This window comes from Paenibacillus uliginis N3/975, from assembly GCF_900177425.1.
GTDB classification, from domain to species: Bacteria; Bacillota; Bacilli; order Paenibacillales; family Paenibacillaceae; genus Paenibacillus_AQ; species Paenibacillus_AQ uliginis.
Window position 1 is genome coordinate 3,788,134 of sequence record NZ_LT840184.1, and the last position, 13,127, is coordinate 3,801,260.

At 43.5% G+C, this 13,127-nt stretch carries 10 protein-coding genes and 2 pseudogenes; all 12 read right to left on the reverse strand.

All coding sequences use genetic code 11. The annotated features are described in order from the left end of the window. Positions 1 to 88 precede the first annotated feature (88 nt). Entirely contained in the window at positions 89 to 469 is a 381-nt protein-coding gene (locus tag B9N86_RS17880) for a DUF6262 family protein (RefSeq protein ID WP_208914503.1), read from the reverse strand. Continuing rightward, positions 462 to 2,572 (reverse strand): annotated as a pseudogene (locus B9N86_RS17885) (tyrosine-type recombinase/integrase). Before B9N86_RS17885 ends, B9N86_RS17880 begins: the two are co-directional and overlap by 8 nt. A gap of 6 nt (positions 2,573 to 2,578) precedes the next feature. Beyond that, positions 2,579 to 3,706, reverse strand: a pseudogene (locus B9N86_RS17890) (tyrosine-type recombinase/integrase). Positions 3,707 to 4,019: 313 nt separating this feature from the next. After that, a complete protein-coding gene (locus tag B9N86_RS17895; RefSeq protein ID WP_208914504.1) occupies positions 4,020 to 4,781 on the reverse strand; it encodes a DnaD domain-containing protein in 762 nt (253 codons plus the stop codon). A gap of 15 nt (positions 4,782 to 4,796) precedes the next feature. Further along, entirely contained in the window at positions 4,797 to 6,092 is a 1,296-nt protein-coding gene (gene asnS / locus B9N86_RS17900) for an asparagine--tRNA ligase (RefSeq protein WP_208914505.1), read from the reverse strand. Positions 6,093 to 6,111: 19 nt separating this feature from the next. Beyond that, positions 6,112 to 7,326, reverse strand: coding sequence for an acetate/propionate family kinase (locus tag B9N86_RS17905; protein WP_208914506.1), 1,215 nt, complete (start codon positions 7,324 to 7,326; stop codon positions 6,112 to 6,114). Then, positions 7,323 to 8,195, reverse strand: coding sequence for a 3-hydroxyacyl-CoA dehydrogenase family protein (locus tag B9N86_RS17910; RefSeq protein WP_208914507.1), 873 nt, complete (start codon positions 8,193 to 8,195; stop codon positions 7,323 to 7,325). Before B9N86_RS17910 ends, B9N86_RS17905 begins: the two co-directional genes overlap by 4 nt. Before the next feature lie 135 nt (positions 8,196 to 8,330). Continuing rightward, complete coding sequence (locus B9N86_RS17915; RefSeq protein WP_208914508.1) at positions 8,331 to 9,833, reverse strand: AAA family ATPase; 1,503 nt, start codon at positions 9,831 to 9,833, stop codon at positions 8,331 to 8,333. Further along, the gene (locus B9N86_RS17920; protein ID WP_208914509.1) at positions 9,826 to 10,359 is read right to left on the reverse strand and encodes a hypothetical protein; all 534 of its coding nucleotides are present in this window, start codon (positions 10,357 to 10,359) and stop codon (positions 9,826 to 9,828) included. The genes B9N86_RS17915 and B9N86_RS17920 overlap by 8 nt, the downstream gene beginning before the upstream one ends. Before the next feature lie 243 nt (positions 10,360 to 10,602). Further along, positions 10,603 to 11,121 carry a cell wall elongation regulator TseB-like domain-containing protein gene (locus tag B9N86_RS17925; protein ID WP_208914510.1) on the reverse strand — a complete coding sequence of 173 codons (519 nt, stop codon included), beginning with the start codon at positions 11,119 to 11,121 and terminating at the stop codon, positions 10,603 to 10,605. Between the two features lie 28 nt (positions 11,122 to 11,149). Next, positions 11,150 to 12,451: an amidohydrolase gene (locus tag B9N86_RS17930; protein ID WP_208914511.1), complete on the reverse strand. Its 1,302-nt coding sequence runs from the start codon at positions 12,449 to 12,451 to the stop codon at positions 11,150 to 11,152. Further along, positions 12,438 to 13,091: a redox-sensing transcriptional repressor Rex gene (locus tag B9N86_RS17935; protein ID WP_208914512.1), complete on the reverse strand. Its 654-nt coding sequence runs from the start codon at positions 13,089 to 13,091 to the stop codon at positions 12,438 to 12,440. Before B9N86_RS17935 ends, B9N86_RS17930 begins: the two co-directional genes overlap by 14 nt. Positions 13,092 to 13,127 lie beyond the last annotated feature (36 nt).

Consider the following 13,127-nt stretch of genomic DNA (forward strand, 5'->3'; position numbering starts at 1 on the left):
CACACTCCCTATTTTTCGCCGTTACTTATGGTAGGGTTCACCGCAAATGATCTCAAACTATCCTGCCCGTTAGCTCAATAAAGTGCAACTAAAATTTTTCGTAAATCTGAGCATAAGCCTTTTTCATTTCTTCTCGTATTTCTTTGTTCTCGTTCTCCAGTGCTTTGATTTTGCGTTTTAACGTTTCGATGAGTATATCCTTATTCGCATCATTCATCTCACGCTTTATTTGCTTTGGAGTAGGTGCTTGTGATTGTTGACGGCGTAAGGATTCGATCCTCTCGCGGATATCTGAATGGTTATATAAACTCGCTTTCGATACACCCGATTCTTCTGATACGCTATTGAAATTGATGCTCTTGTTGGCTCGTAAGAGGCGTTTAATCGCCTGATCTACCTTCTTTAGGGTACTCGCCTTCCGTTGGGCATGGATTCTCTTCAGATGAGCTGTACGGTCGTAATTAGCCATTTCCAGCACTCACCTTTCTTTTTGTACGGTCTTGTCTACCGAAAATGATATTGCCTTCTTGAAGGTTAGTTAGAATCCCCTGATAACGTAGTAGATTTTTCTCATTCTTCTCAGCCATATCTTCACGACCATGTTGTTTTGCTGCCTCAATAGCCTTTGATGTGGTTTTAATATGCAGTTCATATTTCTGTACATCCAATTCAGAGAAGCCTATGGCTAAATCTTTACATGGGCTTCCTCCATTACACGTTAAGCAAGGTGGTGCTTCCATGTGAGGGCATTCACCTTTTAAACGAGCGTGGCATGTCCCATAAGGGTTATCCATTGCATTCAACTTATGGTCTTGCCATAACGCATTTAAGATCTCTGCAGGAATGTCTTCTCCCACTTTAATTTCTTGCACATCACCATTAAGGTCAAAGCTAAAAACACCTTGAGTGATTACAGTTTCAAAAGCCTTTCTTTTCGTATCGTCCAACAACTTTGCATACCGCAAGGTCATTTCAGGAGAAGCATGGGCTAACAACTCTTGGACAGTCAGAATGTCCGCTCCACCATTTAGCATCTTAACTGCATAAGTATGTCTAAACTGATGGGTTTTAAAGTGAAATACATTCCCATTTTCATCGGTGATATTCTTTTTCATAGCCAGTTCATTTAATTGTCTCAGAAGCCAATGCTGGTTGAATGGCCTTCCTTTGCGAGCACCACGATAACGAACAAAAATTAATCCTTCTGGATTATTATCTTGATTGCTTTTTTCTTTTGAATGTTGAATGAGAACTGCAAGAATATCCGCCAACTTTTCGTCAATGGGAATTCGATGACCTTGAACATAAGTCTTTTCAATATCCGTTACAATGGAGTATTTGCCGTTTAGTTTTACTAAGCAGTCCGAAGTTAAGCCTAACACATCGGAAACGCGCAGCCCTGTTTTAAAGGCAACCCATATGATAGGAGTTATCTCTTTAGGTAAGTAATTAATATGGGTGAATAATTGCTCTAAAACATAATCTGGAATGTAGTCAATTTGGTCAATAGATTTTTTTCGAAGCTTGGGCTTATCCTCTGGAAAAAGGAGCCTTTGTACAGGAGTTTCAGGAGCGATGTCATATTCGTAACGGTGAAGATCCTCCAGAAACTTGCCGACAACTAGAACTCCTTTGTTTATATAACGTTCAGGATGTGTATTTCTGTGCTTTATACTTCCCTTGGCATACTCGTGTAACCATTGAATATATGTTTCCATGTGAGTGCGTTTTAAGCCTCTTAAATCGTTCCAATTTGGTTCCATTGAAGACACACAAGAAAGAAAATTTGGTAAAAAACTCATATAAGCTATTGCTGAAGCCCAAGTAAAGTTGTGTTTACTCAATAGACGTAGTTTAATGTATTTTTTAATCTGAAGACGCATATTAAAACTTTCGATCTTCGTGAAATCAAGATAGTGAGCAGAATTACTCTTGTTATAGTGAATCCCATATTTATCATGCAGTATCCTTACATCCCAGCGATCTTTTTCCCATTCTTCACGGGTGTCTGTTAATTGCACGAACTTTGAAAGAAACAATCGCAAATAGCCCGCCAAATGTGTTTTTCGTGTAACTTCGGCACGAAATGCATGTTTTTGAATCTCTTGTGTCTTATATTTCTGTTCATGCAACCAAAATAGCCATTCACGCTCTACTTTATCAATACCTAAGTCAAGCAGGGAAAATAGAGTAGGGTACTTTTCATTTAGGAATTTTGTAAATACGCTCCAGCATTGTGCCACAAAAATAGTGACGAGAGCTTTCTCAGCATAAAATAGCTCGTGATACCAAAAGTATTTTGCTTCTAAATTAACCGTAGAGCTTTTGATTCGAATATGGATATTTTGAGTTGAGTGATTATAATTCTCCGCCAGCTTTTTAAACTGTTTGATATCTCCGATAAAATCAACATTCCATTATCATTGACCAGGAAATAAGGATTATTTACATGCTTCACGTTTATAGAACCATCAGTATGAATGGTCTTCTCAGGATAAGCAGAAAGTTCTTGCTCTAATCTCTCATGAAAGCTTAATTCCTCACGGTATGTACGTAGAATGATTTTTTTCATATTCAATCACCTTGAATCCTTTATATTGATCTGAAATGCTGTCTGTGCTTTCTCCCAATCCTTACGAATGTCATCTTCTGAAAGATGTAGGTATAGATTCATCGTGGTTTGAATCTGCGAATGTCCTAAACGTTCCTGCACTTGCTTTATGCTTTGGTTTCTTGGTAATACATCGTAGCATGTGTGTGTCTAAAAAGGTGGGGGTGAAAGTTTGCGAATTCCTGTTTTCTCCCTTAAACGCTTAAAAAGAGCTTCTACAGCGGTAAGTGTCAGGGGCTTACCTTTATTTTCACCTCGAAGAATTACAAAAATGAAATTGGAACGAAAGTCCAACTCATCAAGGACTTCATATAAGTAGTCATCAAACAAGTCCATTAACGCTTGGGACACATATATTCCGCGCTCACCTGTTTTGAGCATGGCTCCGTTTTCTAATTCCCCTCGATCCTTTAGAAAAATCCGATGGCCTCTGTAATCAAACTTAAAATCTTCCAAATAGAGTGAGAGGACTTCACCAATTCGCAAACCTGTTTCAAATAACACTTGGATGAGAAACTGATCTCTGATGTTTGTTGTTGCGTTTAGCACTTGCTGCACTTGTTCTTTTGAAAGTGTCTCAACATTTTTGCGTGGCTCTTTAATTTTTAATATATTTCTTATAGACGGTTTGTCCTTATGGACGTGATGCAGAAAGCTTTTATATCGTGATCTTCCTCCAGTAAATACCTGCCGCATTAACTTCTCGGACATATCATCGGTAAGCTCTTTATTTCGATACAAATAATCATAAAAGTTTGTAACAGCTGTTACTGTTAGATTAATGGTCTTTTCTGTCCTCTTTGTTTGAATCGGTTTAAGTGGAGTTATCTTGTTGCTTTCAAAAGGGCTGCGCAACCAACCAACGAATTCCACCAAGTCTTCTAATCGAATATTATTGTGATCTTTATTCGTCTCTTTTAAGTACGCAAAATACTGCTTTAACGCATAACAATACGTTTTCTGCGTATTTCTACTTTTTCCCGTATTGTCTAAGTATTTTAGGTATTTCAAAACAGGGATCACAGGTAAACCATTTCCATCTATCAACATGTAACGTTTGTTGTTATCCTTTAGGATAACTTCTTGTACTCGCATCGACTTCACCTTCCAACATTAATTGATTACGCTCGGTTTTTAACCTCTCTACGCCTCCCGCTATGGGCTACGCCCTCCACAAATAGAATCATATGTTGCATTTAATCTTTACATTATATACATTGTAAACAGTAACTTCGACGTCTAAATAATGAATCTATCATATATAAATATAGTGGATATATGCTCATGAATTGAACATAGTATCCACTATTTATAATAGTCTAATTAATTGTCAGTCTATAACTTTATTTTCTCTTCACAACAGAGGGGGCGTCCCAGGTCAATAGACCTTTTGGGACACCCCCTTGAATTATCTGCCAATATTCCTGAATTTCTGTGTATACGCTTTGGCATCCTGCGCGGTACGTACCCGGTTTCTGCTCCATTCCAGCAGAATACGGTCAATGTATCGGAAGTGCACCTTCCCCGCAAACACAGCCTCTTTCAGAGCCAACAGGATAAGTTCATCAGGATAGCGGTCCTGATCTACCCAACCGGAGATCGTTTCCAGCTCCATTGGGGATAGCGGCCTGCCGAATTCTTTTTCAAAAATGCTAAAAAGATTTCGCTCTTCCTCCACTGGAGTAGTCTTGGAAGCAGCAGGCTTGTTGAAACGGAAGGTGTCCAAGCTCGCTGAATTATTTCCTTTACGGGAATTGTCGGCAGCTTTCGCTCCTTCTGACTCCCCTTTGCTCTCTTCGGCAAGGCAATGACCGAGCTTCGCGTATAACCCACTCAGGTTATAACGTTCGTACTGTATTCCCCGTTCTTCGTCGACATGCTCGTCAATACCAAGCAGTCCTTCTTTCATCAGCTTCTGCAAGATCATGGCTATCATTTCAGTCGTAGCCCCTGTCACCTGTTGCAGCTCTTCAAGAGAAGGGAAACCTTTGTGCTCCACCTGCTGGAATCCGAGCAAATGGATCAGCAGCATGCATTCACTACTGTTCAAGCCGATCGTACGGTAATATCGAAGCAGTGCATACGGGATTACAGTCATCCCCTGGTTCATACCTGCAGATGCACCGGCTGCCCAGGACACAAAATCTCCGGTACCGTTCGCTTGATTCATCGGTTTTCTCACCACTTACGGATACAACCGGTACAATGTACGAGGGAATGGAATGGTTTCACGTACATGATCCAGACCGCAGATCCAAGCCACCGTACGCTCCAGTCCAAGACCGAAGCCGGAATGAGGAACCGTTCCGTATTTACGGAGATCCATGTACCACTGATACGTATCCATGGACAGACTATGCTCTTTAAAGCGTTCTTCAAGAAGCTGTGGATCATCGATACGCTGCGAGCCACCAATAATCTCACCATAGCCTTCAGGTGCGATCATGTCAGCACATAGAACCACTTCCGAACGATTCGGATCCGGCTTCATGTAAAATGCCTTAATGCTGGCAGGATAATGTGTAATAAACACAGGTTTTTCGTATTTCTCTGCGATGGCCGTCTCATGTGGTGCACCAAAATCTTCGCCCCAAGGGATATCATGGCCCTCGGATTGCAAGAATTCAATCGCCTCATCATACGTAATGCGCGGGAACGGCGCCTGGATAGCCTCCAGCTTGGAAATATCGCGTCCCACCGCTTCCAGCTCCTGACGGCAGTTCTTCACGACAGATTGTACAACATGGCTAATGAACTGTTCTTGAACACGAAGACTTTCCTCGTGATCCGTAAACGCCATTTCCGGCTCAATCATCCAGAACTCGATCAGGTGACGACGGGTTTTGGATTTTTCTGCACGGAAGGTCGGTCCAAAAGAGTAAACCTTACCGAGCGCCATAGCAGCAGCCTCCATGTAAAGCTGTCCGCTTTGGGTCAGGTAGGCGTCCTCCTCGAAATATTTCGTATGGAAAAGGTTCGTTGTCCCTTCCGCAGACGTCGGTGTTAGGATCGGCGGATCAACCAGCGTGAATCCGTTCATGTCGAAGAAATCCTGAATCGCCCGGATAATTTCCGCACGAATGACCATAATAGCACGCTGTTTCTGCGTACGTAGCCATAAATGGCGGTGATCCATCAAATAATCGACACCATGCTCTTTGGGTGTAATCGGATAATTTTCAGTCAGATGGATGATTTCAACACCTGTAACCGTCATTTCATAACCGGATTGGCTACGGGGCTCTTCACGGATAATACCCGTTACATACAAAGAACTTTCTTGCGTCAGACTCTTTGCATCATCCCATACCTGCTCAGGTACTTCGCTTTTTACCACGACGCCCTGAATATAGCCTGTCCCGTCGCGAAGCTGAAGAAACTGAATTTTCCCGCTGGAACGTTTGTTGTTAATCCAGCCGCCAATGGTTACCGTCTCCCCGACGTGCTGGCTAACTTGACGAATCACACATTTCGTGGTCATGCATTAATCTCTCCCTTAACTACTCTTTACTGTTTGCCGCTTGCACGATGCGGTGAGTATCTCGTGCGATAACCAATTCCTCGTTGGTTGGGATAACGAGCACTTCCACTTTGGAATTCTTCGTGGAAATACGGCGCGGATCTCCGGAGCGCACCTTGTTTAATTCCTCATCCAGCTCCACACCGAGGAAAGTCAGCTGCTCCAATATTTTCTGGCGCAGTACCACGGAATTTTCACCGACACCGGCTGTGAATACAATAACGTCTACTCCGTTCATAGCTGCCGCGTATGATCCGATATATTTGCGTACACGGTATTCATACATCTCAAATGCGAGTGTAGAGTTAGGCTCGCCCTTCTCCATACCATCCGTAATTTCCCGCATGTCACTGCTGATACCGGAAATCGCAAGCAGTCCGCTGTGCTTGTTCAGCATCGAATTCACTTCGTTAACTGTCAGTTCTTCCTTATTCATCACGTAAGGCACGATGGCAGGATCCAAATCTCCGCTCCGTGTACCCATCATCAGACCTTCCAGCGGCGTCATCCCCATCGACGTATCCATAGAGTTGCCGTCCTGTACTGCAGTAATGGAAGCACCGTTACCAATATGGCAAGTGATGATTTTCAGATCTTCAATCGGACGGTTCAGGAATTCGGCAGCGGTTTGACTCACGTATTCATGGGACGTTCCGTGAGCGCCGTAACGGCGGACTTTATATTTATTATAAAGAACTCTTGGAATAGCGTACAGATAAGATTTTTCCGGCATGGTCTGATGGAATGCCGTATCAAATACGACAACCTGAGGAACACCCGGCATATTCAATTCAGCCGCTTTGATACCCATCATGGATGCAGGGTTATGAAGCGGTGCAAGATCGAACAGACGACGGATTTCCGCTTTAGCCGGACCGTCAACAAGCGCCGACTCTTTGAAGTATTCACCGCCATGAACGACACGGTGGCCTACTGCTTGAATTTCTTCAATCGAAGAAATGACACCGTGCTCCTTATGAGTCAGCATACCAAGTACTTTCCGGATTGCCGTTGTGTGCTCCAGAATTTCACTCACTTCCGTCACTTCCTGCTTGCCAGTCGGTTTGTGAGTCAGTATGGAGGAATCCATACCAATACGTTCTACAAGACCTTTTGCCAAAACGGATTCATCCGTCATGTTATATAACTGATATTTAAGCGAGGAACTACCCGCGTTGATTACGAGAATATTCATATCCGGTCACCATCCTTGTCGTACTTGAAAAAGCCTTCTTCCGTCTTCACGCCGAGATGACCAGCACGAACCATCTTTTTCAACACGATGGATGGACGGTATTTAAGCTCGCCAAATTCACGGAACATACGCTCCAAAGCTGCCAATACAGAATCAAGTCCGAAACGGTCAGCCATTTCAAGCGGGCCATACTGGAAGCTGTATCCGATTCTCATTGCATCGTCGATATCCTCTGCGGAAGCAACACCCTCTTGAAGGAGGTGCAGCGCTTCGTTGATCATAAGACAAATCATACGACTTGATACAAAACCTGGAGATTCGTAAACCATGATTCCTTTTTTATCCGAAATTTCCTCTACAAAACGCTTTGTCTCATTGAATGTGTTGTCAGAAGTTTTCAGACCACGGATAATTTCTACCAGATCAACTTTTGAAACTGGATGAATAAAGTGCATACCAATAACCCGCTCAGGGTACATCGTGGAACTTGCAAGCTCCGTCAAGCTAAGCGAGGAGGTGTTACTTGCTAATATAATATTGCTAGGACATACTTGGTCAAGCTGCGCGAACACCTGCTTCTTGGCTTCCAAGTCCTCCGTAATTGTCTCTATCACCATATCGCAGGCACTTAGTTCAGCAAAATGAGTTACTTTTTGAATACGGCCTAGAATAAGTTTCTTCTCCGCTTTCGTAATACCCCATCTCTCGAGCTGCTTGTCGAGACTTGTCTCAATCATTCCGTATGAATATTCCAGTTTCTCGGGGGTTTTCTCTACCAGCATAACGTCGAGTCCTTTGGCTGCCAGCATTTCGGCAATGCCTTGTCCCATCGTCCCGCCGCCAACAACGCCGATTTTTTTGAAGTACATAGTTGTGCTCCACCCTTTCCTTATCTCTATACTCTATTGTACCCGTCTTTGTCGAAAAATACATTTAGAAAGGCACAAAGTATAATAATATCTTAGCACGACGAAAAAGTAAAAAAAAATAACCAGCATAACAATTTATGCTGGTAAAAGGGCATTTTCACTAAATTGACATCTGAATTGCTCTCCTGATAATATTTCCTCTCTCATCAGGATATCAAGAGAGTTATCGAATATAGCACGACTTTGTTCTAACAAATGTTTCGTTCGGTTCATCAAGTCTTCCAAAATCAGATTATTCTCTCTCATCAGTTCTTCAGTTGTTACCATATTCATGTTAATAATACCCAAAGATGTCAAACCTGACTTCATCATTGTTTCAACAATATTGAGAGACTGCTCAAAGTCATTACTGGAGCCTGTACTGCGTCCGCCGTAATAAATTTCTTCGGCCGCTGCCCCTCCAAGAGCAATCATGATCTGCTCTTCCAGGAACGATTTGGTGTACAGATATTGCTCCTGCTGAGGGTTGTGGCGGACATAACCGAGCGCTTTCCCCCGCGGACTGAGAGCAACCTGCTTCACACTTCCTGGACGAACACGCTCAGCCATAATAGCATGTCCAAGCTCGTGAATCGCCACTCTCTTTTTCTCCTCGATATTGGACTCACGGTCAGAACGCTCACCCATCATTACCTTATCGATTGCCATAGACAAGTGCCGCTGAGAGATAAATTCCTCATTTTCACGCATGGTGTAAATGGCGGCTTCATTCATGACACTTTCAAGCTGGGCACCTGAAAAACCATATGATTCCTCCGCGATTTTTTCCAAATCAACGTCCGCATCTAGCGGTTTATTACCCGCATGCAGATTTAAGATGTGTGCGCGTCCTTTTTTGTCCGGAAGATCAACTTGAATATGGCGGTCAAACCGTCCAGGGCGAAGAAGTGCGCTATCAAGCATCTCTTTCCGGTTCGTTGCTGCTATAACAAGAATACGCGGTGCATCCGTCGTAAAGATACCGTCCATTTCAGTTAACAACTGGTTCAATGTCTGATCATACTCCCGCTGCTGCCCGCCTTCACGCTTGCCGCCGATCACATCAATCTCATCGATAAAAATAATCGCGCTCTGCTTGTTTTCTTTGGCTGCGCGGGTGCGGGCATCTTTAAACAGGTCCCTGATACGGCCAGCACCGACACCTACATACATTTCAACAAATTCACTGCCCGATGCAGCAACAAATACCGAGTTTGTGTAATGTGCTGCCGCCTTAGCCATCAGTGTCTTACCTGTTCCCGGAGGCCCTGTCAGCAAAATGCCTTTCAATGGGCGAATTCCGAATTTTTTGATCTCTTCATGACGGATTAGAAAATCAAGCGCCTCACGCAGCTCCTGCTTCGCGTTATCCTGCCCTCCGATTTCTTCAAAGGTCAGCTTTGCCATGTTACCCTTTTTCCGTTTACGTTCACCACCTGCACCTACAGCTATCCCGCCCTTCATCTTGGCAATAAAGAGAAGAGCTCCTACAAGCATGGCTGCAATGAGGATTGGAACAACATTAATGCCAATGAATGCAAGGAATACGAACAGCACAGGGATGAAGCCAATCAATACTTCCTTGGACCACTTAGGCATGATTCCACACCTCCATTTTGCCGGGTTGGCGTGGTAGAATTATGAACTTACCTGACTTGCCGTCGGATAAACTTACATATACGTTCTGGTCATCAATTTGAGCGTTTGCTTTCAAAGTAGGTGAGTTTTTTGCCAGTTCATCCAAAGATGACTGTATATCGGTGTACTGCTTGTTATCCATCGCTTCGGCTACTGATAACATAGCCTCATCCCACCATTGGTTCAGTCGCTCGGACGAGTGATCTTCCACCTCAAGCTTCAATGTACGTTTACCGACAACCGACTTACCTTCCTTGTTTATATGTTCGACCAGACCCCGTAAATTCGTTTCTGGTTCTAAATCAAGTTTCAAAGTGACTGTATCCTGTTTAATATCTATTTGAGAGTTGTTCACTCCATCATACTGTGATACCACATTGGCCAGTGGATTCTGAAGAGCCATTTGCCGATACAGAAACCAACCGCCAAAAAGCACCGATGCCGATATAACAACCGTCAGAACGACAGGAACAATGCGTAGTTTCAATGTATTTCCTCCTTGTTATATGATGTATATTATTGATGTATCACGTTTGATACATCAATAATACATATATCTATACACACGAATCCGCCTCGTTAATACAAATATGAGTATATCACATCTTATATACTTTTTTCATTCGAGTCTGTGAAAATATTTAAAACTATTTTATCAAGATTTTTTGTAAACGCTTACACATAATCTTGTCATTTAACACTCCGCCTATTGATGGAGTGTTAAATTTTGTTATTGATTGGGTAGAATAATGTCTTCACCGATCTGACTTCCATCCTGAAACCGATAAAACCGGTATTTCGTCTCATTGTTTAGATGGTATAACAGATGCCATGCGTATTCTCCTTCATACATACCTAGAACAAGTCTTTCGATTACCGAACCAGGCAGGTCACTCTTGATCTGATTACGCATTTGAGCTTCCGATATACCACCGCTCAGAGGTTCGCTGTGTACAGCTTCGGCTCCATCCAGTGGTTTATTCTCTTCCGTAAACTTCACCCATACGATGATATCCTGGTTTTCCGTATCCTTACCGGTAACGACCCAGTAAATGCTCTCTTTATCCCATACCGATTTATAAGTTTTGTCTTTCTTCATCAAACCGCCATATTGCTGAGCAGCCTTGATAGCCGCGTTCTCTTCCGACCATTTACCAGACATTACATTTGAATAATAAATCTGAATAAACAGCAATATGAGCAGAAAACCGGAAATGCTGAGAAGTATCCACTTCGTTTTTTTCTTCAATCTGCGTTCCTCGCTCCCTTGTTATTCCCTAAAGGGTCAACAGCCGCTCGAACGCACTTTGGGCTTCACGGCGAATCTTTTCTTCATCCAATGTAAGGCAAATTCCGTTTTTGACGACCTGCTTACCATCTACCCACACATGCTCCACGTCCTTGGCACTCGCTGAATAAACCGCATGCGAGATAAAGTCCGTATGTGGCAGAAAATGTGCCTGATCGGTATTTAACGCGATAAAGTCCGCTTTCATTCCGGGAGCCAGCGTCCCAACACCGTCTAAGAATAATGATTTCGCTCCATATTCTGTTCCCATACGAAGTGATTCAACAGCAGGGACTGCTGTTGGATCGCCACTGACACCCTTATGAATAAGAGCAGCGAGTCTCATTTCCTCAAACATATCCAAATTGTTGTTGCTCGCAGGACCATCCGTACCCAGTGATACGGTAACTCCTGCTTTAAGCAGTTCCGGTACCCGGGCGACACCGCTTGCCAGCTTCAGGTTGCTTCCCGGATTGTGGGATACCGCTACCTTATGAGTCGCCAAAATCTCAATCTCTTCATCCGTTAAATGAACTGCATGCGCAACAAGCGCCGGGCGTGAGAAGACGCCAAGTTTTTGAAGATGAGCTACTGGCCGCAACCCGTAATCCCGAACATTCTGTTCGACTTCAGTTACTGTTTCTGACATATGGGTGTGAATTGGCAAATCCAGATCGTAAGCAGTCTGCACAAACTTTTCGATGTAATCCGGAGGACATGTGTAAGGCGCATGAGGCGAAATCATCGTTGTGATACGTCCATCAGCTTTACCGTGCCAGTCCTTCGCAAATGCTGTAGCCTCCTTCAGCTTGTGATTCTGAACATCTGGAGGACACAAACCGATTACACCGCGAGTAAGTACCCCCCGCATACCGGACTGCTCAGTCACGGCTGCTACCTGATCCATATGATCATACATATCGAGGAAGGTCGTCGTGCCGCCTTTCAGCATTTCGATCACAGACAACGAGGTACCCCAATATACATCATCAGCTGTAAACTTCGCTTCCATCGGCCACATTTTCTCCTGCAGCCATACCTGAAGTGCCAGATCATCCCCGTATCCACGAAGAAGCGACATAGCCGTATGACCATGCGTATTCATAAGACCAGGCATGAAAAACAGATGTGTGCCGTCGATAATCTCCATATTTTCCTCAACCTTCGGTTGTTCTTCACCGATATAGGTAATGAGATCGTCTTCGATGACCATATATCCGCGCAGAACCGGCTTTTCGTTCTGAAGTACAGCAAAGGTTCCGTTTTTAATCATCCATTTACGCTTCGTCATGATCGGCATCTTCCTTTCCGTTATCCAAATAATAAGCCAGACTCTGCAAATCCGTCGTGAAGTCAGCTGTATGAATCCGGATGTGCGGAGGAGCTTTCAAGATCGTTGGCGCAAAATTCAGAATCGCTTCAATACCGGATGAGATCAGTTTATCCGCCACATCTTGTGCTTCGACATCAGGAACGGTAATAATCCCGATCCGGATTCCGAACTCCTTAATAGTCGCCGTCAATTCTTCCATCGATTGAACGACTAAATTGTTGATTTTAGTGCCGACTTTGGGAGTATATGCATCGAATATAGCTACAATCTTCATATTATCTTTCAAAAAAGCGTTGTAATTGGAAAGGGCGTGTCCAAGATTACCAGCACCCACAAGCACTACATTAATCTGCTGGTCCAGTTTAAGAATATGACGGATTTTCTCGATCAAATAAGAGACGTCATAACCTATCCCTTTTCTGCCAAAATCTCCAAAATAGGCAAGATCCTTGCGGATTTGCGCCGGATTTAGGTCGAGCTTCTGTCCAAGCTCCTGTGAGGACACCGTTGCAACCTCACGAAGATGAAGTTCGTTCAGATAGCGTAAATATACGGGCAGTCTGCGAACCACGGCCTCCGAAATTTTATCCGATTTCATGCATGCTCCCCCTAATGATAAACTCAAAATAAATAA

Excerpts from the sequence above, each read along its gene's own strand:
- B9N86_RS17895 (WP_208914504.1), bottom strand. The coding sequence starts at position 4,781 with ATGAATCAAGCGAACGGTACCGGAGATTTTGTGTCCTGGGCAGCCGGT.
- B9N86_RS17930 (WP_208914511.1), bottom strand. The coding sequence starts at position 12,451 with ATGACGAAGCGTAAATGGATGATTAAAAACGGAACCTTTGCTGTACTT.
- B9N86_RS17935 (WP_208914512.1), bottom strand. The coding sequence starts at position 13,091 with ATGAAATCGGATAAAATTTCGGAGGCCGTGGTTCGCAGACTGCCCGTA.
- B9N86_RS17905 (WP_208914506.1), bottom strand. The coding sequence starts at position 7,326 with ATGAATATTCTCGTAATCAACGCGGGTAGTTCCTCGCTTAAATATCAG.
- B9N86_RS17910 (WP_208914507.1), bottom strand. The coding sequence starts at position 8,195 with ATGTACTTCAAAAAAATCGGCGTTGTTGGCGGCGGGACGATGGGACAA.
- B9N86_RS17915 (WP_208914508.1), bottom strand. The coding sequence starts at position 9,833 with ATGCCTAAGTGGTCCAAGGAAGTATTGATTGGCTTCATCCCTGTGCTG.
- asnS (WP_208914505.1), bottom strand. The coding sequence starts at position 6,092 with ATGACCACGAAATGTGTGATTCGTCAAGTTAGCCAGCACGTCGGGGAG.
- B9N86_RS17880 (WP_208914503.1), bottom strand. The coding sequence starts at position 469 with ATGGCTAATTACGACCGTACAGCTCATCTGAAGAGAATCCATGCCCAA.